Raw genomic sequence first — 25219 nt, 5'->3', positions numbered from 1 at the left:
GAGCTGTGGAATTCACCATCGGCGGACAACTCGAAGTCCGAATTACACCGGCTGACGTGGGCAAACGGGTATCAGTCCGGCGTACGTCGGAGGGCGGCCCGCAAGGGGCGAAATTCACCGACACGGTTGGTGTTCTCACATCGTGGGACAACGGTGTGCTGTCGATCACAACGAAGGGCGGAGATTCCGTCCGTATCCCCGAATCGACGCTGGTGGCGGGCAAGGTCGTGCCCGCCGCTCCGGCCCGGCGGCGCGGTCCTGCGGCCTCCTTCGACGAGCTCGCGCCCGTCTGTGCCCGCGCCTGGCAGCCGGTGGAGAGCGTGCCGCTGGGCGACTGGCGGCTGCGCGCCGCCCGGGGTTTCACCCGCCGCGCCAACTCCGTGCTGCCGCTCGGCGATCCGGGCATGCCGCTCGACGAGGCGCTCGGGCGCGTCCGGCGGTGGTACGAGGAGCGGGAACTGCCCGCGTACATCCAGACGGCGACCGGTGCGGAGGGCACCCAGGAACTGCTCTGCGCCGAGCTGGAGGAGCGCGGGTGGCGGCGCGAGGTGACGGCGGAGGTACGGATCGCCGCGCTGGCACCGGTCGGCGATCGGGACGCAGAGGTGTCCGGGGTGCGGCTGAGCCGGGACCTCGACGAGGCGTGGCTCTCCCGCTACCAGCGCTTCGAGACGCCGGGGCCGCACGTCCTCCAGGTGCTGCGCGGCGGTCCGTCGGTGTGGTTCGCCACCGTGCCCGGTGACGCCGCAGGCGCGGCGCCCGCCGCGATCGGGCGGTGCGTGGTGGACGGGCGGTGGGCCGGTTTCATGGCCGTCGAGGTGGACCCGGCGCACCGGCGGCGCGGGCTGGCCTCCGCCGTGATGACCGCGCTCGCCCGCAAGGCCCTGGACGAGGGCGCCTCGGCGGCGTGGCTCCAGGTCGAGACGGACAACGACGCGGCGCGGGCGCTGTACGACGGCATGGGGTTCGCGGTCCATCACCGGTATCACCACTTCCGGTCGGCGTGACGGGGCGGGGAGGCGCGATGAGTCCTCACGAGTCCGACCGTCCCGGGCGCCCCGGCCGGGACGAGCTGTACCGGCGGTTCGCCGAGGAGGCGCGCGCCGAGCGACCGGATCTCGCGCTGCTCTGCCTGCTGCTGGGCGCGGTGGCCGACCCGGCGCTGGACGCGAACGGGACCGACGCCGCGCAGATCGAACTGGACGAGCTGGCGGGGCGGCTCCCGTACGGGGTGCGGGGCGGCCGGGCCTGGGCCTCGGCCCTGGCGGAACTGCTCGGCGAGCGGTGCGGTTTCGGGGGCTCGTCGGCGGACTACCAGCGGCTGGAGTCGTCGCTGCTGCACGAGGTGCTGCGGCGGCGGCGCGGGCTGCCGATCCTGCTGTCCGTGGTGTGGATCGAGGTGGCGCGGCGGGCGGGCGCTCCGGTGTACGGGGTGGCGCTGCCCGGCCATTTCGTCGTCGGGTTCGGCGATCCGGCCGAGCGGGTGCTGGCCGATCCGTTCGACGGCGGCCGCCCGATGACCGGGCAGGACGCGGAACTGCTGGTGGCGGGGGCGACCGGGGAGCCCCTCCACGAGTCGATGCTCGTGCCGGCGCCGCCGCTGGAGATCGTGCTGCGGATCCTGAACAACATCAGGGCGTGGGCGGCCACCCGCCCGGAACGGACGGACGTGGCCCTCTGGGCGGTGGACCTCTCGCTGCTGCTGCCCTCGCACCCGGCCCGGCTGCGGTACGAGCGGGCGCAGCTGCTCGTGCAGAGCGGGCAGTTCCTGCGCGGGGCGGCGGAGATGGAGGAGTACGCGGACGTCGTCGGCACGGTCGAGCCCGACGCGGCGGAAGCGATCCGGCGGAAGGCGCGGGCGGCGCGGGCGATGCTGAACTGAATCCCGCGGGATACGCGGGCCCTCTCGCGCCCCGGTCCGCCACTCCGTTCCCCTACGCCCGAGCCTTCACCCCCCGAGCCCCCAGGCCCGTGCCTTCAGCCCCGCTCCCGCACCGCCGTCGCCAGTACCTCGGGGGCCGGGCCCTCGTGCACGATGCCCAGGCGTTGCGTGGCCCGGGTCAGGGCCACGTACAGGTCGTTCAGGCCGCGCACCGAACGGTCGAGGACGGCCGCGGGGTCGGCCAGCAGTACCGCGTCGAACTCCAGCCCCTTGGCCTGCCGCACGCCGAGGACCACGACCCGGTTCTCCAGGTCGGGCTCCTCCCCGTACGCCGTGCCGGGCACCGCACCGGCCACCGCGGCCCCCAGTTCGTCGCGTCGCGCGTCGGGGACGATCACGGCGAGCCTGCCCTCGTCCAGCGCCGCCGCCTCCTTCGCGGCCAGGTCGGCGAGGGTGCGGGCGGTGTCGTCGGTGCGCAGCCGCCAGGGGGCGAGGCCCGACTCCCGTACCGAGCGCGGCGGTTCGAGCCCGGGGCCGAGCGCGGCGAGCACATCCGTGGTGGACGCCATGATCTCGGCGGGGGTCCGGTAGTTGACGGTGAGCGACGCCTGCCGCCACCGGTCGCCGATGTGCGGGGCGAGTGCGGAGGCCCACGAGGAGGCCCCGGCGGCGTCGCCGGTCTGGGCCACGTCGCCGACCAGGGTCATGGAGCGCGTCGGGCAGCGCCGCATCAGCAGCCGCCAGGCCATCTGGGACAGTTCCTGCGCCTCGTCGACGATGATGTGCCCGAAGACCCAGCTCCGGTCGGCGAAGGCCCGTTCGGCGACGGTGCGGGTGGTTCGTTCCTCGTGACGGTCGGCGAGGGTCCGCGCGTCGACCAGTCCGGCGAGGCCGCCCTCCTCCTCGTCCTCCGCGTCGCCCGCCGCGAGGTCCAGGACGCCCTGCGCGTACGCGACGCCCTCGGCCCGCTCGCGGGCGGCGGCGGCCTCGGCCGCGCGGTTGTCCTGGCCGAGCAGTTCGGCGGCCTCGTCCAGCAGCGGTACGTCGGCGGCGCTCCAGCCGCCGTCGCCGTCCGGCGCACGGAACAGCAATTCCCGTTCCGCGTCGGTGAGTCCGGGCGCGGCGGAGTCCAGGAGCGCGCGCTGTCCGTACAGGTCGGTGAGGAGCTGCCGCGGGGTCAGGGGCGGCCACAGGGCGTCGAGCGCGGCCCGTACGTCGGCGTCGGCGGCGAGCAGGCGCCGGGCGTCGTCGATGTCCTGCGCCTCGGTGCGTTCCCGCGCGGTGGCCGAGTCGTCGTCGCCGAGCAGCCCCGGCAGGGCGTCCAGGTCGGCGCGTACGGCCCGGTCGAGTCCGGCCTCGGCGAGCACCTCGGCGATGTCCTCCTCCAGCCGGTCGGCGAGGTCGCGGGTGGCGGTCACGGACCGCCGGGCGAGCGCGTCCACGATCTCGCGCCGGAAGACGGGGGCGGCCAGGTTGTGCGGCAGCCGGGTCGCGCGGGCGGTGTCGGCGGCGCGTACGCACTCCTCGTGGCCGAGGCGGACGACGTCCCCGTCGAGCTCGACCTCGATCCCGTACCCGGGTGCCGTGGGCACCTGCCGGTCCCGGACCGCCGCGGCGATGACGGCCGCCATCTCCGTACGCCCCTTGAGCTCGGCGGTCTCCGGTGCCTCGGCGCGGTCCGCGCGGATCCCCGGGTACAGCTCTCCGACGGTGGACAGCAGCACGCTGTTCTCGCCGAGACCGGGCAGCACCTGGCCGATGTACCCGATGAAGGTGGGGTTGGGGCCGACGACCAGCACACCCCGGGAAGCAAGCTGCTGGTGGGTGTAGAGCAGATACGCGGCCCGGTGCAGGGCGACCGCCGTCTTGCCGGTACCGGGGCCGCCCTGGACCACGAGGACGCCGCGGTGCTCGGAGCGGATGATCGCGTCCTGCTCGGCCTGGAGGGTGGCGACGATGTCGTGCATGCGGCCGGTGCGCCCGGTGTCGAGGGAGGCGAGCAGGGCCGCCTCGCCGGTCAGCTCGCTGTCCGGCACACCGTCCCGGTCGAGCACCTCGTCGTCCAGCCGGACGACCCGCCGGCCCCGGGTGGCCAGGTGGCGACGCCTGCGCACCCCGTGGGGGGCCGCGGGCGTGGCGACGTAGAACGCGCGGGCCGCCGGGGCGCGCCAGTCGAGCAGCAGCGGGTCGTCGTCGGCGGACTCGGCGGGCAGCCCGATCCGGCCGATGTAGTGCCGTTCCCCGTCGCGCAGGTCGAGTCGCCCGAAGCAGAGCCCGTTCTCGGCGGCGTCGTACCGCGCGACCTGCCCCGCGTACCGGGCGGCGGCGCTCTCCCGCTCCAGCCGCCCCTGCCGGGTACCGCCGGTCTCCCGCAGCACACCGGCCAGCTGACGCCCGGCGTGCTCGCGAAGGGCCTCCACGCGGGCGTGAAGCATGTCGAGATGGTGCTGTTCGTGGTCGATCTCAACTCTGGACAACGGTGCACTGACTCCCTGCGGGCGGTGGTGGGCGGCAGGGAGTCAGGGTGCCTTACAACGGGGCGGAACGGGAGCCGTGCAGGTCGGGGGACGTGTGTGCGGGTGGGGGTCGCGGGGCGGTCCGGGTCAGTGGGTGTCTCCTCGTCCGGCGATCCTGCGCACCGTGTGCAGCAGGTACTCCTTGCGGTTGAGGGGATCTCGGTCGGTGCGCGGCCGGGCCGGAGGCGCACCCCTGACCGCCCGATAGGAGTCGAATTCGGATTCCAGGACCCCTTCGCCGCGCGTCAGGGCCGGGAGCCGCTGTTGCAGTCCGTGGACCCGGGCCGCCGGAATCTCTCCCTCCAGCACGCATACGGCACCGTGCGGGGCCGGTGTCCCGGGGACGGCACCTAGATGTGCGAGTACGGGCAGGACCGGGCCGAGCAGGTCCGTGGGGAGTTCCAGCCGGAAGCGGTGCATCGGTTCGTGGACGGTGGTGCCGGCTTGCTTCAGCGCGCTCATCAGGACCAGGGGGGTCAGATTGCGGAAATCCCCGGCGGTACTCGACATGCTCTTGTCGAAGACACCATGGGAATGGCTCTGCCGGGGCCAGAAGCCGGAATGCGTCATGGTGACGAGGCAATCGGTGACCTGCCAGCCGTGAATTCCCTGCCGCAGGGTCTCCCCGACGGTCTCCTCCACCGCTCTCATCAGCGAATACGGCATCGATCCGAGTTCCACCTCCAACCGGTATTCGATGCCGCTGCCGATCGGCGCCGGATCGACCCGAAGACCGACGGTCGCCAGAAATGGATTGGGGTCCTGGCCGATGATCTCGTACGCCGCACCGCTGCCGTTCGGCCGCTCCAGGCAAATGGTCGTGGTCTCGCGGAAGGTGACATCGATTCCGAATTCATCGGCGAGCGTCGCCTGGATCACTTCTTTCTGCACCTCGCCGTAGAGCGAGACGGACACTTCTTTTCGGATTCCGTCCTGACGCAGATTGATCAATGGGTCCTGCTCGGCGAGTTGCGCGAGAGCAAAATGCAGCGCGCCCCTGTTCACCGGAGCACTGGGGACCACGACCGATTCCAGTGTCGGCGGGGCGAACCAATTCCCCCGCCCGGTCGTGTCCGGTTCACCGACCGTGTCGCCGACCCGGATGTCGCCGAGTCCCCGGAGCCTGGCGATCCGGCCGGCTCCGACCGCCGCCTCGCGCCGGGCCGAACCTCGGTCGAAGACACTGATCGCGGTCACTTTCCCCTCACCGCGCCCGCCCCCGCCGCGCCCGTCTCCGCCGCCCGCGGGTCCGTCGCGCCGGCCGAACGGCAGCCGGTCGCGGACCCGTACCGTGCCTGAGAACATCCGGACGTACGCGATCTTCTCGCCGCCCGGCCCCCGCTCGACCTTGAAGACGGTGCCCGACACCGGCCCGCCGGCATCGCCCGCGCTCACGGGCAGCAGCTCCCTGACCCCGCTGATCAGGGCGTCCACGCCCACTCCGGTGATCGCCGACCCGAAGAACACCGGATGCACCAGCGCCTGCCCGGTCTGTACCGCCAGCCCTTCGCGCAGCCTGCGGTACGGGAGCGGCGCCGCGTTCTCGACGTACGCGGCCAGCAGCGCGTCGTCGTGGCCGGTGAGAAGCTCGGCCAGCCGGTCCGTAAAGCCCCCGTCGGCCCCGGTGTACGGCGTGCAGCGGGCGTCCTGGCAGCCCCTCCCGTCGACCGATCCCATGGCGATCACGGCCGGGGTGAGTTTTTCCGAAATGCTCCGCAGCAGGGATTCCTCCTGCGCGCCGCCGCGATCGACTTTGTTCACGAAAATGAGTGTCGGAATGCGCAGGCGTCGCAGTGTCCGCATCAGAACACGGGTCTGCGCCTGTACGCCCTCCACCGCGGAGATCACCAACACGGCGCCGTCGAGCACGTTGAGTACCCGTTCGACCTCGGCGATGAAATCCGGGTGACCGGGTGTGTCGATCAGATTGACCTCGATGTCGTCGATGAGAAACGAGACGACGGCGGACTTGATCGTGATACCGCGTTGCCGTTCCAGCGCCAGGGAATCGGTCTGGGTGTTCCCGTCGTCGACGCTGCCGATCTCGTCGATGACACCGGCGGTGTGGAGCAGTCGCTCGGTCAGGCTCGTCTTACCGGCGTCGACATGCGCCAGAATTCCCAGATTCAGCGTGTGCACGAAACTCCATGTTTTCGATATCGGTGACAATTCCCGTCCGAATGAACATGAGAGTTCCGCGCATGACCTTCTCCTCGGTCGATCGAGTGCTGCGGGGAGTACAGCAGGGGGCCGCCCCGCGCGGCAACCGATTTATTGTGCCCCGGCCCACGACGTCCAGGAGATCCCGGCCGGTCGGAGCGGTCAGCGAGGCACAACATGGTCGGCCCGGCCAGGGCTCCGCCGCGGAGAGCGGTCCGGGACGGACCCCCACCACGATCCGGCACACCGAGGGGCCGCACCCAACTCCCCTTTCTTCAGCGGGCGTTCGCGCCAAACGAAAGACCCCTCGCGGACCGTGAAGACGCCCGGACAGTCGAACGGAAAGCTCGGCAAACGAGTGGACCGCCGCCGCTCAAACCTCCACCCGGCGCTGCGTGCAGTCCAACGGGTGATTATCGACGATTCGCCACTCGAACGCCCACGACGTGGACCCAATACGGCGCTCCCCGTTGGCGCGGAGCCCCATTCCGACTGACGGTGGATCACGTCGCCACTGCTCCACACTGAGTCGACAACCAGTCGCTCTGCGCAGTTGCGGCGGAAGGAATGTGTTCAGATGCGCTCTGCCCGCACACTGTTCGCTTCGGCCGCTGTCACAGCGGTCCTCGCCATCACCGGTCCCTCCGCCTACGCCATGGTCACGGCGGCGGACTCGGGACCCGACCACGGCTCCTCGTCGTCGCGCGGCGACGAGCACGGAAAGGACGACAAGGGCAACCGCGGTGAGGACCGCGGCGACGACGAGGGTGGCCGCGGCGGCGACGAGGGTGGCCGCGGCGGCGACGAGGGTGGCCGCGGCGGCGACGAAGGCGGTCGCGGCGGCGACGAGGGTGGCCGCGGCGGCGACGAAGGCGGTCGCGGCGGCGACGAGGGTGGCCGCGGCGGCGACGAAGGCGGTCGCGGCGGCGACGAAGGCGGTCGCGGCGGCGACGAAGGCGGCAGCGGCGAGGGCAAGCCCAGTGGCGGCGTCAAGACCGGCGGTGGCTTCATGGCCGGGACCCTCACCAGCGACCGCGACGAGGGCGGCCGTGGCGGCGACGAAGGCGGCCGTGGCGGCGACGAAGGCGGCCGTGGCGGCGACGAAGGCGGCCGTGGCGGCGACGAAGGCGGTCGCGGCGGCGACGAAGGCGGCCGCGGCGGCGACGAAGGCGGCCGCGGCGGCGACGAAGGCGGCCGCGGCGGCGACGAAGGCGGCAGCGGCGGCGACGAAGGCGGCAGCGGCGGCGACAACGGGCGCGGCAGCGACAACGGCCGTGACGAGGGCAAGCCCAGTGGCGGCGTCAAGGCTGGTGGCGGCTTCATGGCCAAGGTCGTCGCAAGCGACGAGGGCGGCCGCGGCGACGAGGGCGGCCGTGGCGGCGACGAGGGCGGCCGTGGCGGCGACGAGGGCGGTCGCGGCGGCGACGAAGGCGGCAGCGGCGGCGACGAAGGCGGTCGCGGCGGCGACGAAGGCGGCAGCGGCGGCGACGAAGGCGGTCGCGGCGGCGACGAAGGCGGCAGCGGCGGCGACAACGGCCGTAGCGAGGGCAAGCCCAGTGGCGGCGTCAAGACCGGCGGCGGCGGGATGGCGATGACCGGTAGCAGCCTGGCCGCCGGTTCGGTGCTGCTGCTCGGCGGCCTCGGCGCCGGCGCGTACAAGCTGCGCCGCCGTCAGTCCTCGGGTGGCGCGATCGCCTGACCGGCCCAGCCCTCAGCCGGTCGTTACGTTGTCGCGGCCGTCGCCCCTCGGGGCGGCGGCCGCGGCGCCTTCGTTTCACCGGCCACACCCACCCGTCCGGTCCCACCGGCCTGTCCGGCCCCCACCGGGTCGAGCCCCAACAGGCCTCCCCTCAACACCACGCAAGTGCAAGTGAAAGGCACGTCCCCATGGCAGCCGCCCCGCAGTCACCCGGCTCCACCCCCTCCCGAACTGCCCCCGGATCCACGCTAGGCCGCGCCTTGATGTGGCCCGCCGTGGCAGCCGGGCTCGGCATGCTCCTCATCTACAACTCCATCAACCCCCCGGTCGACGACAAGCCCCCGGCCCCGCCCGCCGCCGCCGTCGCGCCCGCCGTGCCCGAGGTCCTCGGCTCCCACGCCCCGCCCCCTCCCGTCACCCCGTCGGAAGCGCCCGTCGGCCCGGCGATGTCCCGTTCCGTACCGACGCGGCTCCAGATTCCGTCCCTCGCGGTCAACGCACCGTTCACCGGCCTGGTCGTCGGCGCCGACGGCCGGCTGACCCCGCCGCCCGCCAACGACCCCAACATGGTGGGCTGGTTCAAGCACGGCGTCACCCCCGGCGAGCGCGGCGCCGCGATCGTCGCGGGCCACGTCGACACGATGACCGGTCCGGCCGTTTTCCTGCAGCTTCAGTTCCTCAAGCCGGGTGCCACGGTCGACATCATCCGTGCCGACGGCTCGGTCGCCACGTTCAAGGTCGACAGCGTCGAGACGTTCAGCAAGGCCAACTTCCCGGACAAGCGCGTCTACTCCGACACTCCGTCCGCGCAACTCCGCCTGATCACCTGCGGCGGCGCGTACAACAAGACCGTCAAGGACTACGAGGACAACGTGGTGGCCTTCGCCCACCTCGACTCCTCCAAGAATGGCTGACGGCCGACCGGCGGCCGACGACGCCGCGATCCGGCCACTCCTCGGATCGAAGACCGCACGGGGGGGGCACGGCCCCCGAGTCCGTGCCCCCGTCCCTGCTTCTTCCTCAGCGCCGCAGGCCGTCACCCTTGACGGCCGTGACGAACGGCGTCCAGGCCGAGGCCGCGAAGACGACGGCCGGTCCGGGCAGGTTCTTGCTGTCACGGACGGGGAACCTGCCCGCCGCGCGACCGCGGCGGATGCGGGATTCTCCGGCTCCACCTGGATCACCGCCTCCTGCCCGTCCTCACTGGCCGCATACTGGCACGCCAGGAGTACCGCGCGGGTAGCCAGGCCACGCCCCCTCCAGGACGGGTAGAGGCCGTAGGCACTATTCACCTGACCGGGAGCCAAGCCCTCTCCGGCGAACCGCAAGTGGATCGTCCCCGCAAGAGCCTCGTCGGCGCCTACCCGGATGCCGAAAGCACGGAGCGCACGGTGAAGTGCGAGCTGAAGCCGTAGCCCGTACCTGATACGCGCGGCGCCCCCGACCAGGTCGGTCGGGGGCGCGCGTATTCCTGGATGCTCCTATGTTTGTCAAGCCGCTGGAGCCAGGTCGGTTTGAGTGGTTCGTTCGGTTGGTGTGTGGGTCAGGGCGCGGTAGACCTCGCGGGCGACGAATCGCTTGAGGCAGCGCATGATGTCCTTTTTGTTCAGCCCTTGCTTGGTGCGGCGTTCGACGTAGGCGCGGGTGCGTTCGTCGAAGCGCATGCGGGTGAGGACGATGGTGTGCAGGGCGTTGTTCGCGGCCCGGTCGCCGCCACGGTTGAGTCGATGGCGGTGGGTGCGGCCGGAGGAGGCCGGGATCGGGGCGACCCCGGCCAGGTGCGCGAACGCGCCCTCGGACCGCATCCGTTCGGGGTTGTCCCCGGCCGAGGCCAGCAGCTGGCCGGCAGTCTCGGGGCCGACACCGAACAGCTCCAGCAACGCCGGGGCGGCCTGCTTGACCAGCGGGCCGATCTCGGTGTCCAGCTCGGCGATCTCAGCATCCAGGGCCTGGTGACGGCGGGCGAGCCGACGCAGCGATGCCCGGGTCGCCGCAAGCGGGCGGGACAGGTCGTCCCCGGGCCGCAGCCGGGCGAGCGTGCGTATCAGCACGGCCCTGTCCAGTCCCGCGACCTGTTCGCGCAGCATCGCCGGGGCCGAAACAAGCAGACCACGGATCTGGTTCATCGCCTGGGTGCGGGCCTTGACCGCGCTGCGGCGGGCGATCCGCAGAACCCGCACGGCCTCGACCACACCGTCCCGGCTCTTCGGCGTGCCGGTGGCACGGCCAGACAGCACGGCCGTGGCGGCGGCGTAGGCGTCGATCGGGTCGGACTTGCCCTTCATCCTGCGCGTCTTGCGGTCCGGCCGGTCCACGTCGACGACGCTGACCCCGGCGGCGGTCAGCACCCGGGCGAGCTCCGCTCCGTAGGCGCCGGTGCCCTCCACACCCACCGCGACGAGCGTGCCGTGCGAGCGCATCCAGTCCAGCAGGTCCCGGTAGCCGCGGATCGTGGCGGGGAACTCCTGGTCGGCCAGGTGCCGGCCGACCGGGTCGATCACGGCCGCGTGGTGCGTCAGGCCGTGGGTGTCGACTCCGCCGGTGATCTGCGGGCCGTCGTGCGTCATGCTGGTCATGTCCGTCCTTGTGTATCCGTTCCGAGGGCGGCACGCGCCGGTCCTTCTGGACCAAGCTCCTACAAGGTCACAAACGCCCGTCCGGCCGCGTGCGTGGTGACGCCCGGCGGGCCGACAAATCCCAAACAGGACAGTCGAGACGTCAGTCAGTCGGCGAGTCAGACCCACCCGCAGCGTCACCACGTCACATCCTCACTGTCAGTCGTCTTCCCCGGGCGGCTGAGGCCGCCATACGCCTCGTTCCACCTTGTCCGCCGCGTCCTCGAGAAACGCCGACAGCAGTGGCCCTTCGGGCACGGTCCGGTCCTTGTGGTTCCAGAGACCGACCTGTCCGTAGTTGTCGCCGGGTGTGGCGTTGACGAACAGCCCGGTGAACCCGTCGGGGTCGTAGGCCGCGAACGGAATCCACGTACGGTCGTAGAACTCCAGGCTCGTATTGAAGCCGTACAGAAGTCGGGCCGCTGCCATGGAGACGAAGGTGTCGCCCTCCGGCAGGAAGGCACGTGCCATGGCTTCCTCTTCCGGAGCGCCCCAGGTCATCGGACCGCCACTGCCGTTGCTGCACAGCCACAGGGCCTGCAGTCCCGGGGGCAGAGCGCTGCCCGTCGCCGCTTCGAGCTCTGCGAGCTGCTCCGGCGTAGCGCCCGGCTGCAGGGTGGCGTACGAGGCCGGGGCGTGCCCGCGCAGCCAGGTTTGTATCCGATTCCACGCGGTGGTGACACGCGCCGGTTCGTCGGTGGTCATGAGGCCCGACGGAGCACAAAGGCATGATTCGCTCGTAGTTCCGGACCGAGCTGATGCAACCGGCCTTCGGCCGGCCGGGCATCAGCGTGCGCGAAGCCGCCGAGTCCCTGCGTGTGCAGCCCCGCGGCGTGAGTACCTCGGTGAGCAAGCCCGCCACGGTTCGGCCGCCGGCCGACGAAGTGCCGGGTCGGCTGCTGGAACCTCACAACCAGCCCTTCTCGCGGGCGATGCGGACCGCCTCCGCACGGTTGCGGACCGCCAGTTTCTGGATCGCCATCGAGAGGTAGTTGCGGACCGTGCCCTGGGAGAGGTGGAGCGCGGCCGCTATCTCCGCGTTCGTGGAGCCGTCCGCCGCCGTGCGCAGCACATCGCGTTCGCGGTCGGTGAGCGGGTTCGCGCCGTCGGCGAGCGCGGCGGCCGCGAGGGTGGGGTCGATGACGCGCTCCCCGGCGAGCACCTTCCGTACCGCCGAGGCCAGTTGGGCGGCCGGGGCGTCCTTCACCAGAAAGGCGTCGGCGCCCGACTCCATGGCGCGGCGCAGATAGCCGGGGCGGCCGAAGGTGGTGACGACGACGACCTTCACGGCCGGGAGTTCGCGCCGCAGGGCCGCCGCCGCGTCGATGCCCGTCATGCCCGGCATCTCGATGTCCAGGAGCGCCACGTCGATGCGGTGCTCGTGGGCCGCGGCGAGCACCTCGTCCCCGCGGGCGACCTGGGCCACCACCTCGATGTCGGGTTCCAGGCCGAGGAGTGCCGCGAGGGCCTCGCGCACCATGGACTGGTCCTCGGCGAGGAGGAGTCTGATCATGCTCATTCCGTGGATCCTAGGCCGGATCCGAGCGGAACGGTCAGGGTCAGGGTGAAGCCTTTACCGGATCCGGAGCGGGAGTTGCCGGCCGGGGCGATCAGCGTGCCGTCGACCGTGGCGAGGCGTTCGGTGATGCCGGTGAGGCCGTTGCCCGGTTCCGTTCCCGAGGCGCCGACGCCGTCGTCCGCGACGGTGAGTTCGAGGACCTTTCCGTCGAGGGTCTGGCGCGGGCCGAGCGTGACGGTGCAGTGCCGGGCGCCGCTGTGGCGTACGACGTTGGTGACGGCTTCGCGCAGTGCCCAGGCGAGCACCTCCTCCGGCTTCTCGGGGAGGTCCTCGGGAGCCTCGGCGGGGATGTCGGCGGTGATGCCCGCGGCGGCGAGTGCGGTACGGGCTCCGGCCAGTTCACCAGGGAGGGTCGGACGGCGGTAGCCGGTGACGGCGCCGCGTACGTCGACCAGGGCCTGGCGGCTGACCCGTTCGATGTCCGCGACCTGCGCGGCGGCCTGCTCCGGATGGTCGGGGAGCATCCGCCCGGCCAGCTCGCTCTTGAGTGTGATGAGCGAGAGCGAGTGGCCGAGCAGGTCGTGCAGATCGCGGGCCAGCCGCAGCCGCTCCTCGTTGGCGGCGAGCTGGGCGACGGTCGCGCGGGCCTCGCGGAGCTGGATCGTCGTACGGATCATCTGCCGTACGCCGGTCATCGCGAAGCCGCCGAGGAGCGACGGGAAGACCAGGGCGGTGATGATCTCGCGGGGGTGGTCGTCGGTGAGGCCGAGGAGGACCAGGACGGCGACGACCGCGGGAATCAGCCAGCGGGCGGTCCGCAGCGGCAGTGTGGCGCCGACGGAGACCGCCACGTACACGAAGAGGACCAACCACGCGGTGCCGAGCGTCAGGAACAGAGTGATGGCGAGGGCGCCGAGGAAGGCGATCGAGGACTGGACGACGCGCCGGTCGAGGGCCTTCGACGTGTGGCGGAAGACCAGCACCAGATAGGCGCCGACGAAGACCAGCAGACCCAGTACGCCCAGCGCGGTGCCCCACGGGGTGTGGTGGCCGTCGGCCAGGTCCTTGACCGGGGCGCTCATGAACGCGAGCCAGACCCCGATCCAGAGCAGCTTGATCCAGACCTGCCGACGGCCCGTCGGCGGGCGCCCGACACCCACGTACTCCTCCTCGTCGTTCACGCCTTCAGGGTGTCCTTCCGGTAGAGCCAGGCCGCTCCGCCCGCGAAGATCAGGAAGTAGACGCAGAGGACGGCGACGTCCTTGCCGTGCGGCGACCCGCCCATTTCGATCGCCTGACCGAGAGAAGCGTACGCGTGTGTGGGCAGCCGTTCGGAAATGTTCCGGAGCCACTGCGGGAAGGTCGCGCTGGGCATCCACAGACCGCCGAGGACGGAGAGCCCGAAGTAGATGATCATCGTGATCGGGCGGACCGCGTCGCCGCTGGCGATGTAGCCGATGGCGACCCCGAGCGCGGCGAAGACCAGTGAACCGGCCCAGATGACCCCGGTCAGCGCGAACCACTGCCAGGTGTCCAGCCGTACGTGTTTGACGGTGGCGGCGACCAGGAACACGACCACGATGCAGGGCAGGGTGACCATCGCCGCACTGGCGATCTTCGCCAGGACGTAGCCGCGACCGGGCAGTGCGGTGAGCCGGAGCTGGCGGACCCAGCCCTTCTCACGCTCCTTGGCGATGCGTTCGCTGTTGCCCATGAGGACGGCGGTCAGCGCGCCGAAGGAGGCCATCGAGACCATGAAGAAGGCCTGGAGGGTGAGGTCGCTGTCGGGGACCTTGTCCGTGGTGTTCCGGGTGCCGGAGACCAACAGGTAGATCACCGATGGGTAGATGACCGAGAAGAACATGAACTTCTTGTTCCGCAGGGTGCGGGTCACTTCGAGCCGGATGAGGGCCCACGAGAAGAAATTCAGCACTGGGTCCTGGCCTCCTCGGCCTCGGTGATGGCGACGAAGGCCTGCTCCAGGCCGAGTCCCGCGACTTCGAGTTCGCGCGGGTAGAGGCCGAGCTCGTAGACCGCGTGGACGGTCGCGTCGGCGTTGTGCGACTGGATGCGGACCCGGTTGCCGCTGATGCCGAGCGTGGACAGGAACGGCAGGCCGCGCAGGGCCGCCTCGTCGACCGGGCCCTCCAGCTCGAAGGAGATCCGGCGGGCCCCGGCCTTCGCCTTGATCTCGGCGGCGGTGCCGTCGGCCAGCAGCCGGCCCTTGTGGAGGACGAGGACGCGGTCGGCGATCGCGTCGGCCTCTTCGAGGTAGTGGGTGGCGAACAGGACGGTGCGGCCCTGCTCGGCCTGCTCGCGCATGGTGGCCCAGAAGGCCTGGCGGGCCGTGACGTCCATGCCGGTGGTCGGCTCGTCGAGGACGATCAGGTCGTTGGCCCCGGCGGTGGCGAGCGCGAACCGTACGCGCTGCTCCTGGCCGCCGGAGAGCTTGTTGACCATGCGGTCGGCGATCTGCGCGATACCGGCGCGGGACAGCACCTCGCCCACCGGGTGGGGCCTGGGGTGCAGATCGCAGGCGAGGCGGACGAGTTCGCCGACGGTGACGTCCTCCATCAGGCCGCCGCTCTGCAGCATCGCGCCGACGCGGCCTGCGGCGATGGCGCCCTGCGGGGTGGTGCCGAAGACCCGGACCGAACCGGAGTCCGCGGTGCGCAGGCCGAGGAGCAGATCCAGGGTGGAGGACTTTCCGGCGCCGTTGGGGCCGAGGAGCGCCACGGTCTCGCCGGGGTGCAGACCGAGGGTGAGTCCGTCGACGGCGCACACCGTCCCGTACGCCTTGCTGACCCGGTCGAAGCGGACCACGGCGGTCTTGGCTCCGGTGGTCTCGGGGGCTGTCGTTGTCATGCGTTCAGCGTGGCGGAGCGGGGGGTGGGCCCGGCAGGGCCGCGGGTCGTGGAAACGGGATGACAGATGTCATGCGGAAAGCGTGACGCCGGCGGCATGGCGAGCGGCCGGGCGGGCGTCCGGAGCACTGTGGGCGCTGCGCCCGCCCGGACACGGCGCCGCCCCCGGCCGGGGGTCCGGACGGGGGCGGGGCGGTGTACGGAAGTACGGGTGTGCAGGTGTACGGGTGTGCAGATGTACGGGTGCGGGTGCGGCTATCCGTTGCCGCCGAGGTCGATCGTGACGGTCCGAGCGACGGGGTTCTTGCCGACCAGCGCGGTCTGCATGGCGGCCGCCACGTCGTCCGCGCCGAGCTGGTGCTTCTTGCCGTCGCCCTTGGTGACCATGATGCCGTCGAAGACGCCTTCGCAGAGGGTGTCGATGGCCTTCTTGTCGTAGTGCTCGACCAGCCGGCCGTTGACCGGCACCATCGTCAGGATCTTCGGCAGCGACTTGGCCGGGCCGAACTGGATCTGCTTGGGACCGGCCTTGATGGTGATCAGGCCGGACATCGCGGGCTGCGCGAATTCCTTCATCGCCCGGTCCAGTTCGGCCTGGCTGATGGTGGGTTCGCGGCTGGTGAGGGGCAGTTGGACGGTGGCCGTCCGGCCGGTCTCCACCTGGGCCCGGTACGCGTCGCGCACCGAGATCAGCGACTGGTTGACGTCCAGCGCCTTGCCCGCCTTGCCGGGTACGGCGACGGCCTTGCCCGGCTCGAAGCGGATCGTGCCGTCGTTGGCCGAGCCGGAGACGCCCGCCAGGTCCGTGAGCGCGACCCCGAGCTTCTCCTCGTCCACCGGGATCACCGGGTCGACGACGCGCTTGCTGCCGAAGAGGGAGCCGATGACGGAGATCGGGTTGTAGTCGCTGCCCGCGGCCGAGCGCACGGTCTCCTGGCTGTCCAGGCCGAGCCCCGCCTTGTCCGGTGCGAGCTCGGTCTTCTTGCCGTCCACGGACAGTTGGAGGGGGGCCTGGGCGCGCTTGCCGAGGAAGGTGTCCAGCTTCGCGACGCCCTCCTCCTTCGTGCCGCCGCCGATGTCGACGCCGAGGACCGTGGTGCCCTTGGGGACGTCGGAGTGGTTCATCAGCAGCCCGGCGCCGTACGCGACACCGAGCAGGCCGACAACACCGGCGCAGAGGAGGACCAGCTTGGAGCGGCCCTTCTTCTTCGCGGGCGGGGTCGGCGGGGCGGGGCGCGCGGCGGGACCGGGCGACGGGGTCGCGGGACCGCCGGGCACGGCCGGACCGGTGCCCATCGCGTCGTCCGCGAGACCGGGCGTCAGGTCGGGACGCCCACCACCGGGACCGCCCGCGCCAGCGAACGGGGACGGGGGCGGGAACGGCGAGCGGTGCTCCGGCGGGACGACGGGGATGCCGCTGGTGAGCGTGTCACCGGAGACGTTGCCGCCCCGCCCGGCCGGGGCCGGGGCCGGCGGCTGGGGCGTCAGCACCGCCGTGTCGTCGGACATACGCCCGGGCACGCCACCGGGGGCGCCGGGACCCTGGCCCTGCGGGCCCGAGGAACCCCCGGGGCCCGCCGTGTCGAAGCCGCCCGCCCGGTCGAGGTTCGGGGTCAGGGCCGACGTGCCGGTGACGCCCGTGGTCGGTCCGGAGGGGCCGGGTGTACGCACGCCGAGGTTGGGAGTGGGACGCGGGTCGCCGGACGTGCGGGGGCTGAGCTCGTCGAGGGCGCTGCCGGGGCGGGGCACGTCCTGCTCGCCCGTGCGCTGGGGACCGTCCGAGAAGTACGGCAGGTCGGCGCGGGGCGGGGTGGGCGCGGCGGCCTTGGGGCCGTCGGCGCCACCGGGCGCGCCGGAGCCGACGACCGAGGTGTTCGTGGGGGTTTTGCGCGGGGCGAACCAGTCGCTGCCGCTCTTCTCCCTGGCCGGCTTCTCGGCAGCCGGTTCCGCCCTCGCCGAACCGGGTCTCGCCTCGGCGGCCGATGCGGTGTCGGCCTTGTCCGACGCACCGCTCGGCGCGGGCGAGGCGGGGCGCGGGATGCTGCTCGTGCGCTCGGCTTCGGTGGCGTCGGCGTCGCTCATGGGCGTACGCATGACGACAGGCGGGATGGGACGCGAGCCCGGGATGTTGATCCGGATGCGCGTCGTCAGTGTCGTCTCGGTCTTCGGCTCTTCGGACCGAGGCGGTTCCGCAGGCTCCGGGGCGCCCTCCGGGGCGTCCTGCGAAGGGTGCAGCGACGGATACTGGCGGGATCCGTACGGCGGCGTCCCCGAGGGGTACGCGGCTCCTCCACGCCCGTGGGGCCCGGAGGACGAACTGTCAGTTTCACGACTCAAAGCAGGTTCTCCCGATTGGCTCCGCCGCCCGTACTTCCCCCATGCCGCAGGCCAGGGGACGGCTCGGCGCGCGAACCACTTTACTGGCCGCCGCCGGCAGGCACCGCGCCACCGGGGTAAACGGCTGCGCGACCGCCGGACGGACAAGGGGCATTACGGGATCGGACATGGCACATTACTTGCCAGGTCGGCCGCTGTCGGCGTCCGTTCGCGGCGACCGCGACATGGTGGCACAGATCACAGCGACGGCCATCCCGCCCAGCATGAAGAGGGTGAGGCCCAGTTCATCGCCGAAAACATAGTCGCCTTCCGGCCGTCCGCCGAGCAGCACGACGACCGAAATCAGCCAGCCCGCGGCCGGGGCCAGGGCACCGAGCTGGGTGCCGAAGACGCAGCGCCCGCCGTAGAACAGTCCGGCGCACGCGGCCAGCGCGAGCAGCAATCCGGCGGGGAACCAGGCCGCTTGGACCAGTGCCCCGGCGATCCCGACGAGCGCGCCGAGGACGGCGAGGCCCACATGGGCGGCGATCCGCCCGGGGTTGAGGGGCGCGGCGAGCCCGGTGGCCGCGGTGCCCTTGGCGGGCGTGCCCGTGCGCGGCGTGCGCTGCTTGCCGTCGCTCATCGCTCGGCTCCCGATACGTCGGCTCCCTGTACGCCCGCCCGCGGTGCGTCCGCTTCCGGCAGCCCGGCGAACAGGTCGTCCTCGCGGGCCCCTTGAGGGGCCCCGGAGGCGCCGCGTACCAACTCGTAGTACTCGGTGGTGAAAACGGGCTGGCCGAGGTCGTTCGAGAGAGCGAAGAAGGGCCCGTCGACGACGATCTGGGTGGCATGGGCCCGCATCGCGGCGCTCTTGGCGGCCGCGTGGGCCGAGCCGTCGATCCGCGCGGTGATCCTCGTGTCGTCGACCACACCCGGTACGTCGTCGAGGGCGGCGATCCCCGGGAAGACGTCCGGCGCCGTCTCCCGCAGGCGCGCGAAGCCCGCTTCGGCCACCGAGCGCGGCACCCGGTTCCAGTAGATCTTTTCGATGGTGTGCGGGGCGTCCTGTCCCGTGCGGTACGCCGGGTCGGCGGCCAGCTCCGCCGCCCGCATCGCGACGCGGTGCGCCTGGATGTGGTCGGGGTGCCCGTAGCCGCCGTCGGGGTCGTACGTCACGAGGACCTGCGGGCGCACCGAGCGGATCACCTCCACGAGGTACCCGGCGGCGGCGTCCACGTCCGCGTCCCAGAAGGCGCCGGGGCGGTGGTTCTGCTCGGCGCCCATCATTCCGGAGTCGCGGAAGCGGCCGGGGCCGCCGAGAAGGCGGTGGTCGGTGACCCCCAGCTCCTTCATCGCCGCGGCGAGTTCACCCTGGCGGTAGGGGCCCAGGGTGTCGTCCCGGTCCGCCGCGAGATGGGCGAGGGCGGGCGGGATGATCTCGCCCTCCTCGCCGAGTGTGCAGGTCACCAGGGTCACCCGGGCACCCTCGGCCGCGTACCTGGCCATGGTGGCGCCGTTGTTGATCGACTCGTCGTCGGGGTGCGCGTGCACCAGAAGCAGACGCCGGGCGGGATGGTCCGTCATGGGGACCACCCTACGAGCCCGGCGCCTCGGGCCCTGACCGCGCACCGGCCGACAACGGGCAGAAGCACGAAACCTGGGCTCAGAACTTGAGGCTTCCGATCATGCCGGCCACATTCGTGGTCAGGTTCGAGATGCTGGGTGCAATGGACGAGCTGGCGAGATAGAAACCGAGCAGCGCGCAGACCACCGCATGTCCGCCCTTCAGTCCGGATTTCCGGATCAGCAGGAAGACGACGATCGCCAGCAGCACCACCGCCGAAATCGAGAGTGCCACGGCGGTTCACCTCCATCAGTCCATCAGTACGGTCGGATCGGTCAGCACACACGGAGCCAGCAGGTTCATACCCACCGAGCGCTACGGATCATAACTATCCGTCGCACCGCATTGATCGGGGCACAGCAGCACGAGGGGCGCACGACCGGGTGGTCGGGGGCTAGGTTCGAACCCATGACTTCGCAGAAGATCTCGTTTCCCCGCCAGCACGCCAGGACCATGCGATTCACCCTCGGCGCTCCCCGCGCGTTCACCGTTTCACCCGACGGTGAGCGGGTGATCTTCCTGCGGTCCGGCTCGGGCACGGACCGGGCGGGCCGGCTGTGGGTGCTGGACCTGCCGGAGGGCGGGGCGCCGAAGGAACGCGTCGTAGCCGATCCCGGGGCGCTGCTGGGCGGTTCGGCGGAGCGACTGTCGGCGCAGGAGCGGGCCCGGCGCGAGCGCAGCCGTGAGGGCTCCTCGGGGATCGTCGGCTACGCGGTGGACGCGGCGGCCGAGTTGGCCGCGTTCGCGCTCTCCGGGAAGCTGTACGTCGCGGAGTTGCGGGCGGCCACGGCACGGGCGCTGCCGGTGCCCGGTCCGGTGATCGACCCGCGGCCCTCGCCGGACGGGCGGCACATCGCGTACGTGTCCAAGGGCGCGCTGCGCGTCGTGGGCGCCGACGGCGACGGGGACCGGGCGCTCGCGGAGCCGGAGGGGGAGAACGTCGGTTACGGTCTGGCGGAGTTCATCGCGGCCGAGGAGATGCAGCGCTCGCGGGGCTTCTGGTGGTCGCCGGAGTCGGACCGGCTGCTGGTCGCCCGGGTCGACGACAGTCCCGTACAGCGGTGGTGGATCGCGGATCCCGCGCACCCGGACCGCAGGCCCGCCGAGGTCGCCTACCCGGCGGCGGGGACGCCCAACGCCGAGGTGCGGCTCTTCGTGACGGGCCTGGACGGCAGCCGTACCGAAGTGGTCTGGGACCGGGCACGCCATCCGTATCTGGCTCAGGTGCACTGGTCGTCGGACGGGGCTCCGCTGCTCCTCGTACAGGCACGTGACCAGCAGAGTCAGCTGTTCCTCGCGGTGGACACGGAGACCGGGACGACGCAGACGGTGCATGTCGACGAGGACCCGGTCTGGCTGGAAATCTTCCCCGGCGTGCCCGCCTGGGCGCCGGACGGGCGGCTCGTGCGGATCGCGGACGAGGGCGGGGCGCGGGTGCTGGCCGTCGGCGACCGGCTGCTGACCGGGGCGCAGTTGCAGCTCAAGGCGGTGCTGGACATCGGTGATTCGGATGTCCTGGTGTCGGCGTCTGCGGGCGAGGAGGCCGCGGAGCCGGAGATCGGCGAGAGCCATGTGTACCGGGTCAACGAACTGGGCATCGAGCGGGTCTCCGAAGGGGCGGGGGTGCATTCGGCGGTCCGCGCGGGCGGGGTGACGGTGCTGGTCTCCCAGTCCCTGGACCGGCCGGGAGCCCGTGCCGAGGTGCTCCGGGGCGGCAAGCGGATCGCCACCGTGGCGAGCTTCGCGCAGGAGCCGGTCCTGTCGGCACGGGTGCACCTCACCGAAGGGGGCGCACGGCGAATTCCGTGCGCCGTGCTGCTCCCCGACGGGTACAAGGAATCGGACGGTCCGCTTCCGGTCCTCATGGATCCGTACGGCGGACCGCACGGCCGGCGGGTGCTCGCCGCCCACAATCCGCATCTGACGTCACAGTGGTTCGCCGATCAGGGCTTCGCGGTGGTCGTCGCGGACGGCCGTGGCACGCCGGGTCGTTCACCGGGCTGGGAGAAGGCCGTCAAGGACAACATCGCCCTCACCGTGGACGACCAGATCGAGGCGCTGCACGCGCTGGCCGGGCGATTCCCGCTGGATCTCGGCAGGGTGGCGATCCGCGGCTGGTCGTTCGGCGGGTATCTGGCGGCGCTGGCCGTGCTGCGGCGGCCGGATGTCTTCCACGCGGCGGTGGTGGGCGCTCCGGTGACCGACCAGCGGCTGTACGACACCCACTACACCGAACGCTACCTCGGCGACCCGGCGAAGCAGCCGGAGGTGTACGCGCACAACTCGGTGCTGACGGACGACGGGCTCTCCGAGGCCGCCGACGAGGTCCGGCCGATGATGATCATCCATGGTCTGGCGGACGACAACGTGGTGGTCGCGCACTCGCTGAAGCTGTCGTCGGCGCTGCTGTCGGCGGGGCGCCCGCACGAGGTGCTGCCGCTCAGCGGGGTGACGCACATGACGCCGCAGGAGCAGGTGGCGGAGAATCTGCTGCTGCTCCAAGTAGACTTCCTGAAGCGGTCGTTGGGGATGTACGAGTGATCTGATCAGGACGCCCCGGCAGGCGTCGACCGGATCGCGGCAGTCGATGGACCGACTGCCGCGATCCGTCACCAGCCCGGCGGCGGCTGGGACGGGGGCGGCGGGCCGAAGACGCCGGACCGGGGATAGCCGTACCCCTGCCCATAGCCCTGGTGGGGCTGGGCGGGGGCGTCCGCGGTGCCCCGGCGGGCCAGCACGATGAGCACCACCGCACCGGTGACGACTTCGAAGAACCAGGTCAGTACGGCGAGTTGCTCCTCGGTCGGCAGATCACCGAAGTGATCGAGGAAGTCGTAGTGCACGGCGCGGGCCACTCCCAGCACGCCGGAGGACAGCAGCGCACCGGCCGCGATCATGCCGAACGGCCGTGCGTGCACGGCGCGGCAGAGCGCGCTCGTCCCCGCGTACAGACAGAGCAGCGCGACGAGTGCACTGCTCCAGCCCGGCGGAGGGTCGGTCAGCGCCTGGATCGCCCGGTTCCCGCCCAGGTACCAGTCGGGGTAGAACTCGGGGAACCGCACGGCCTGACGGATCTCCCAGGCGATCACGACCGCTCCGGCGGCGCCCAGCAGCAGAAAGGCGGTCACTCCGGCGCCCTGCCCCGGACGGCCCGGGGTGACCTCGGAGAAGTCGCGCGGCGGCCTGCGCCCGGCCCCCGCGGTGATGATCAGCGCGATGCCCGCCGCGAGGGCCACGAAGGCACAGACGAGGGCGCGGGTGCGGAGGTCGTCGGAGTACGCGGCGTCCATCCGGGACTCACCGATGTTCCAGAGTCCGGGGAGCCGCATGGCGAGGGTGACCACTCCGGTGGCGACCAGCACCGTTCCGGCCACCGAGGACCGCAGGGCCGCGACGGCGGCGACCACATACGCCACGAGCAGCATCGCGTCGTCGGCCGAGGTGGTGGGCAGCACGGCAGGTCGCATCTCGTACATCTCGTAGTAGCCCGCCCAGTACTTCCACAACTGCCCCGGATCGTCGACGGCCTGGAGATCCCGCACGAGCCAGCCAGCGACGATCACCGCGAGCAGGACGCAGAGGACAGCGCCGGTGATCCTTGCTCCGCGCGTGAGTATCACACGATCGATACTCCCCCGGCCCGCGCCCGCCGGACAAGAGGGTCGCCCGGATGATGCCTGAACGGGCAACCGGCCGGGGGGACTTGAAAGCCACCCGGCCGGTCCACGGCACCCGCACGGTCGTACCACGACCATCGTGGCGTGTTCGTAAATCGGAGGCGGGACGGCCGAGTTGCCCGCGCGTCAACACGCTCGCGGTCAGCGGGCCCGGCTGCTCCCGGACGGCGACGGCCCGTCCTCCTGCCCCGCGGCGCCCGAGGATCCCGCCTCGCCCTCCTCCTCCGCCGCGTCGGCCTTTCCCGGCAGTTCCTCCGGCGACTCCCCCGGCGGTACCTCCGTCGGCTCCGTCGGCAGCTCCCCCGGCGTCTCCAGCAGCCCCTCCGGCGGCACCACCCGCTTCTCCTCCGCGAAGTGACAGGCCGAGTCGTGCGTGGCCGGGGTGTCCGTCAGCCGGAAGACCGCCGGAACCGCCAGCAGCGGCACCTCCAGTGCACACCGCTCCTGCGCCTTCCAGCAGCGGGTGCGGAAGCGGCAGCCGGAGGGCGGGTTGGCGGGCGAGGGGACGTCGCCGTGCAGGATGATCCGCTCCCGGTGCTCGCGCGCCATCGGGTCCGGCACCGGGACGGCGGACAGCAGTGCCTGGGTGTACGGATGTGTGGGGTGGTCGTAGATCTGCTCGTCGGTGCCGATCTCGACGATCCGGCCCAGGTACATCACGCCGACCCGGTCGGAGATGTGCCGGACGATCGACAGGTCGTGCGCGATGAAGACGTAACTCAGCCGGAACTCCGACTGGAGCCGGTCCAGCAGGTTGACGACCTGTGCCTGTACGGAGACGTCGAGGGCGGAGACGGGTTCGTCGGCGACGATGATCTCGGGGTTCAGGGCCAGGCCGCGGGCGATGCCGATGCGCTGGCGCTGGCCGCCGGAGAACTGGTGCGGATAGCGGTTGATGTACTCCGGGTTGAGCCCGACGACGTCCAGCAGGTCCTGGACCCTGCGGCGCCGGTCGCCCTTCGGGGCCACCTCGGCGTGGATCTCGTACGGCTCCCCGATGATGTCACCGACCGTCATCCGGGGGTTGAGGGAGGTGTACGGGTCCTGGAACACCATCTGGATGTTGCGGCGCACGGCCTTCAGGGCGCGCCCCGACAGCTTGGTGATGTCCTCGCCCTTGTACTTGATCGTGCCGGCCGTCGGCTGTTCCAGATGGACCAGCATCCTCGCCACGGTCGACTTGCCGCAGCCCGACTCCCCCACGATGCCGAGCGTCTCGCCCGCCGCCAGGTCGAAGGAGACCCCGTCGACCGCCTTGACGGCGCCGATCTGCTTCTTGATCAGGATGCCCTGGGTCAACGGGTAGTGCTTGACGAGATCGCGGACTTCCAGAATGGGTTCGCCGCCCGCGCGGGAGCTCCCCTGTTCAGCGTGCATCGAGCGTCTCCCTCCAGAAATAGCAGGCGCTCTCGCGGTTCTCGGCCACCTCGAACAGCGGCGGTACCTCGCCCCGGCAGATCTCCTGGGCCATCGGGCAGCGCGGGTGGAAGGCGCAGCCGGGCGGGATGCGCAGCAGGTTGGGCGGCAGGCCCTTGATCGCGTACAGCTCCTGGCCCTTCTGGTCCAGGCGCGGGATCGACTGGAGCAGACCCTTGGTGTACGGGTGGGCAGGTGCCCGGTAGATCTCGTGGACGGGGGCGGTCTCGACGATCCGGCCCGCGTACATCACGGCGATGTAGTCGGCGACGTCCGCGACCACGCCGAGGTCGTGGGTGATCAGGATCAGGCCCATGTTCAGTTCGCGCTGGAGCTCGGCGAGCAGGTCCATCACCTGGGCCTGGACGGTCACGTCGAGGGCTGTGGTGGGTTCGTCGGCGATGATCAGCGAGGGTTCCAGCGCCATCGCCATGGCGATCATGATGCGCTGACGCATGCCGCCGGAGAACTGGTGCGGATAGTTCCCGACGCGTTCCCTCGCGGCCGGGATGCGGACCCGGTCCATCAGTTCGACAGCCTTCCGCTTGGCATCCTTGTGGGACATCCCGCGGTGGACGACGAACATCTCGCCGAGCTGCTCCCCCACGCTGAGCACGGGGTTGAGGGAGGAGAGGGCGTCCTGGAAGATCATGGCCATCTCCTGGCCGCGGATCTTCCGGCGCTCGTCCTTCTTCATCTTCAGCAGGTCGCGGTCCTTGAAGAGGATCTCGCCGCCGCTGATCCTCCCGGGGGGCATGTCGAGGATGCCCATGACGGCCTGCGCGGTGACCGACTTGCCGGAGCCGGATTCGCCGAGTACGGCCAGCGTCTCGCCCTCGGCCACCGAGTAGTTGACCCCGTTGACGGCTTTGGCCACCCCGTCGCGGGTGTGGAACTCCACGTGCAGATCGCGCACTTCGAGCAACATGGC

Annotated in this window: 21 protein-coding genes and 1 pseudogene; 5 read left to right on the top strand and 17 right to left on the bottom strand. The window is 71.5% G+C overall.

Annotated elements, in window-relative coordinates; translation table 11 throughout:
* Positions 1-5 precede the first annotated feature (5 nt).
* Positions 6-1007, top strand: coding sequence for a GNAT family N-acetyltransferase (locus OG936_RS23195; RefSeq protein ID WP_406497157.1), 1002 nt, complete (start codon positions 6-8; stop codon positions 1005-1007).
* Between the two features lie 17 nt (positions 1008-1024).
* Positions 1025-1882: a tetratricopeptide repeat protein gene (locus OG936_RS23190; protein ID WP_406497155.1), complete on the top strand. Its 858-nt coding sequence runs from the start codon at positions 1025-1027 to the stop codon at positions 1880-1882.
* A gap of 95 nt (positions 1883-1977) precedes the next feature.
* Here OG936_RS23190 and OG936_RS23185 read toward each other — a convergent pair whose 3' ends face one another.
* Both OG936_RS23185 and OG936_RS23180 read right to left on the bottom strand, forming a co-directional pair.
* Entirely contained in the window at positions 1978-4359 is a 2382-nt protein-coding gene (locus tag OG936_RS23185) for a HelD family protein (RefSeq protein ID WP_406497154.1), read from the bottom strand.
* Positions 4360-4485: 126 nt separating this feature from the next.
* On the bottom strand, positions 4486-6537 hold the full coding sequence (locus tag OG936_RS23180) for a GTP-binding protein (protein ID WP_406497152.1): 2052 nt from the start codon (positions 6535-6537) through the stop codon (positions 4486-4488).
* A gap of 598 nt (positions 6538-7135) precedes the next feature.
* Between OG936_RS23180 and OG936_RS23175 the strand changes: the two genes are divergently transcribed.
* Complete coding sequence (locus OG936_RS23175) at positions 7136-8257, top strand: hypothetical protein (RefSeq protein ID WP_406497151.1); 1122 nt, start codon at positions 7136-7138, stop codon at positions 8255-8257.
* 188 nt (positions 8258-8445) lie between these two features.
* Positions 8446-9171 carry a class F sortase gene (locus OG936_RS23170; RefSeq protein ID WP_406497149.1) on the top strand — a complete coding sequence of 242 codons (726 nt, stop codon included), beginning with the start codon at positions 8446-8448 and terminating at the stop codon, positions 9169-9171.
* Between the two features lie 106 nt (positions 9172-9277).
* Here the strand turns inward: OG936_RS23170 and OG936_RS23165 are convergent, their stop codons facing one another.
* The 12 genes and pseudogenes from OG936_RS23165 to OG936_RS23110 all read right to left on the bottom strand — a co-directional run bounded on the left by OG936_RS23165 (position 9278) and on the right by OG936_RS23110 (position 19429).
* Positions 9278-9361: a hypothetical protein gene (locus tag OG936_RS23165; RefSeq protein ID WP_406500570.1), complete on the bottom strand. Its 84-nt coding sequence runs from the start codon at positions 9359-9361 to the stop codon at positions 9278-9280.
* 35 nt (positions 9362-9396) lie between these two features.
* Positions 9397-9627 (bottom strand): annotated as a pseudogene (locus OG936_RS23160) (GNAT family N-acetyltransferase); the annotation flags it as partial.
* Positions 9628-9747: 120 nt separating this feature from the next.
* A complete protein-coding gene (locus OG936_RS23155) occupies positions 9748-10833 on the bottom strand; it encodes an IS110 family transposase (RefSeq protein WP_406497147.1) in 1086 nt (361 codons plus the stop codon).
* A gap of 198 nt (positions 10834-11031) precedes the next feature.
* Entirely contained in the window at positions 11032-11577 is a 546-nt protein-coding gene (locus OG936_RS23150) for an SMI1/KNR4 family protein (protein WP_406497145.1), read from the bottom strand.
* 202 nt (positions 11578-11779) lie between these two features.
* Positions 11780-12391 (bottom strand): response regulator transcription factor, encoded by a 612-nt coding sequence (locus OG936_RS23145; RefSeq protein ID WP_327258801.1) that lies wholly within the window; start codon positions 12389-12391, stop codon positions 11780-11782.
* Entirely contained in the window at positions 12388-13572 is a 1185-nt protein-coding gene (locus tag OG936_RS23140) for a sensor histidine kinase (RefSeq protein ID WP_406497144.1), read from the bottom strand. The genes OG936_RS23145 and OG936_RS23140 overlap by 4 nt, the downstream gene beginning before the upstream one ends.
* Positions 13569-14255, bottom strand: coding sequence for an ABC transporter permease (locus tag OG936_RS23135; RefSeq protein WP_406500568.1), 687 nt, complete (start codon positions 14253-14255; stop codon positions 13569-13571). Before OG936_RS23135 ends, OG936_RS23140 begins: the two co-directional genes overlap by 4 nt.
* Before the next feature lie 62 nt (positions 14256-14317).
* Positions 14318-15256, bottom strand: coding sequence for an ABC transporter ATP-binding protein (locus OG936_RS23130; protein WP_406497142.1), 939 nt, complete (start codon positions 15254-15256; stop codon positions 14318-14320).
* Between the two features lie 254 nt (positions 15257-15510).
* Complete coding sequence (locus OG936_RS23125; protein WP_406497140.1) at positions 15511-17337, bottom strand: hypothetical protein; 1827 nt, start codon at positions 17335-17337, stop codon at positions 15511-15513.
* 430 nt (positions 17338-17767) lie between these two features.
* Entirely contained in the window at positions 17768-18214 is a 447-nt protein-coding gene (locus OG936_RS23120) for a DUF6113 family protein (RefSeq protein ID WP_406497139.1), read from the bottom strand.
* A complete protein-coding gene (gene mshB / locus OG936_RS23115) occupies positions 18211-19155 on the bottom strand; it encodes an N-acetyl-1-D-myo-inositol-2-amino-2-deoxy-alpha-D-glucopyranoside deacetylase (protein WP_406497138.1) in 945 nt (314 codons plus the stop codon). Before mshB ends, OG936_RS23120 begins: the two co-directional genes overlap by 4 nt.
* A 79-nt stretch (positions 19156-19234) precedes the next feature.
* A complete protein-coding gene (locus OG936_RS23110; RefSeq protein ID WP_093896879.1) occupies positions 19235-19429 on the bottom strand; it encodes a hypothetical protein in 195 nt (64 codons plus the stop codon).
* Positions 19430-19603: 174 nt separating this feature from the next.
* On the opposite strand from OG936_RS23110, the gene OG936_RS23105 reads away from it, so the two are divergent.
* The gene (locus tag OG936_RS23105; protein ID WP_406497137.1) at positions 19604-21736 is read left to right on the top strand and encodes a prolyl oligopeptidase family serine peptidase; all 2133 of its coding nucleotides are present in this window, start codon (positions 19604-19606) and stop codon (positions 21734-21736) included.
* Between the two features lie 68 nt (positions 21737-21804).
* Here the strand turns inward: OG936_RS23105 and OG936_RS23100 are convergent, their stop codons facing one another.
* The 3 genes from OG936_RS23100 to OG936_RS23090 all read right to left on the bottom strand — a co-directional run bounded on the left by OG936_RS23100 (position 21805) and on the right by OG936_RS23090 (position 25216).
* A complete protein-coding gene (locus tag OG936_RS23100; protein ID WP_406497136.1) occupies positions 21805-22815 on the bottom strand; it encodes a hypothetical protein in 1011 nt (336 codons plus the stop codon).
* Positions 22816-23013: 198 nt separating this feature from the next.
* On the bottom strand, positions 23014-24249 hold the full coding sequence (locus tag OG936_RS23095) for an ABC transporter ATP-binding protein (protein ID WP_406497134.1): 1236 nt from the start codon (positions 24247-24249) through the stop codon (positions 23014-23016).
* On the bottom strand, positions 24239-25216 hold the full coding sequence (locus tag OG936_RS23090) for an ABC transporter ATP-binding protein (RefSeq protein WP_406497132.1): 978 nt from the start codon (positions 25214-25216) through the stop codon (positions 24239-24241). Before OG936_RS23090 ends, OG936_RS23095 begins: the two co-directional genes overlap by 11 nt.
* Between the last annotated feature and the right edge of the window lie 3 nt (positions 25217-25219).

The organism is Streptomyces sp. NBC_00846, from assembly GCF_045207325.1.
In the GTDB taxonomy this organism is placed as follows: Bacteria; Actinomycetota; Actinomycetes; order Streptomycetales; family Streptomycetaceae; genus Streptomyces.
Note: the sequence above shows the minus strand (reverse complement) of the source record. Positions and strands in the feature narration are given on the sequence as shown.

Excerpts from the sequence above, each read along its gene's own strand:
- mshB (WP_406497138.1), bottom strand. The coding sequence starts at position 19,155 with ATGACGGACCATCCCGCCCGGCGTCTGCTTCTGGTGCACGCGCACCCC.
- OG936_RS23125 (WP_406497140.1), bottom strand. The coding sequence starts at position 17,337 with ATGAGCGACGCCGACGCCACCGAAGCCGAGCGCACGAGCAGCATCCCG.
- OG936_RS23135 (WP_406500568.1), bottom strand. The coding sequence starts at position 14,255 with ATGTTCTTCTCGGTCATCTACCCATCGGTGATCTACCTGTTGGTCTCC.
- OG936_RS23090 (WP_406497132.1), bottom strand. The coding sequence starts at position 25,216 with ATGTTGCTCGAAGTGCGCGATCTGCACGTGGAGTTCCACACCCGCGAC.
- OG936_RS23170 (WP_406497149.1), top strand. The coding sequence starts at position 8,446 with ATGGCAGCCGCCCCGCAGTCACCCGGCTCCACCCCCTCCCGAACTGCC.
- OG936_RS23120 (WP_406497139.1), bottom strand. The coding sequence starts at position 18,214 with ATGAGCGACGGCAAGCAGCGCACGCCGCGCACGGGCACGCCCGCCAAG.
- OG936_RS23190 (WP_406497155.1), top strand. The coding sequence starts at position 1,025 with ATGAGTCCTCACGAGTCCGACCGTCCCGGGCGCCCCGGCCGGGACGAG.
- OG936_RS23175 (WP_406497151.1), top strand. The coding sequence starts at position 7,136 with ATGCGCTCTGCCCGCACACTGTTCGCTTCGGCCGCTGTCACAGCGGTC.
- OG936_RS23095 (WP_406497134.1), bottom strand. The coding sequence starts at position 24,249 with ATGCACGCTGAACAGGGGAGCTCCCGCGCGGGCGGCGAACCCATTCTG.
- OG936_RS23105 (WP_406497137.1), top strand. The coding sequence starts at position 19,604 with ATGACTTCGCAGAAGATCTCGTTTCCCCGCCAGCACGCCAGGACCATG.
- OG936_RS23130 (WP_406497142.1), bottom strand. The coding sequence starts at position 15,256 with ATGACAACGACAGCCCCCGAGACCACCGGAGCCAAGACCGCCGTGGTC.
- OG936_RS23155 (WP_406497147.1), bottom strand. The coding sequence starts at position 10,833 with ATGACCAGCATGACGCACGACGGCCCGCAGATCACCGGCGGAGTCGAC.
- OG936_RS23145 (WP_327258801.1), bottom strand. The coding sequence starts at position 12,391 with ATGAGCATGATCAGACTCCTCCTCGCCGAGGACCAGTCCATGGTGCGC.
- OG936_RS23150 (WP_406497145.1), bottom strand. The coding sequence starts at position 11,577 with ATGACCACCGACGAACCGGCGCGTGTCACCACCGCGTGGAATCGGATA.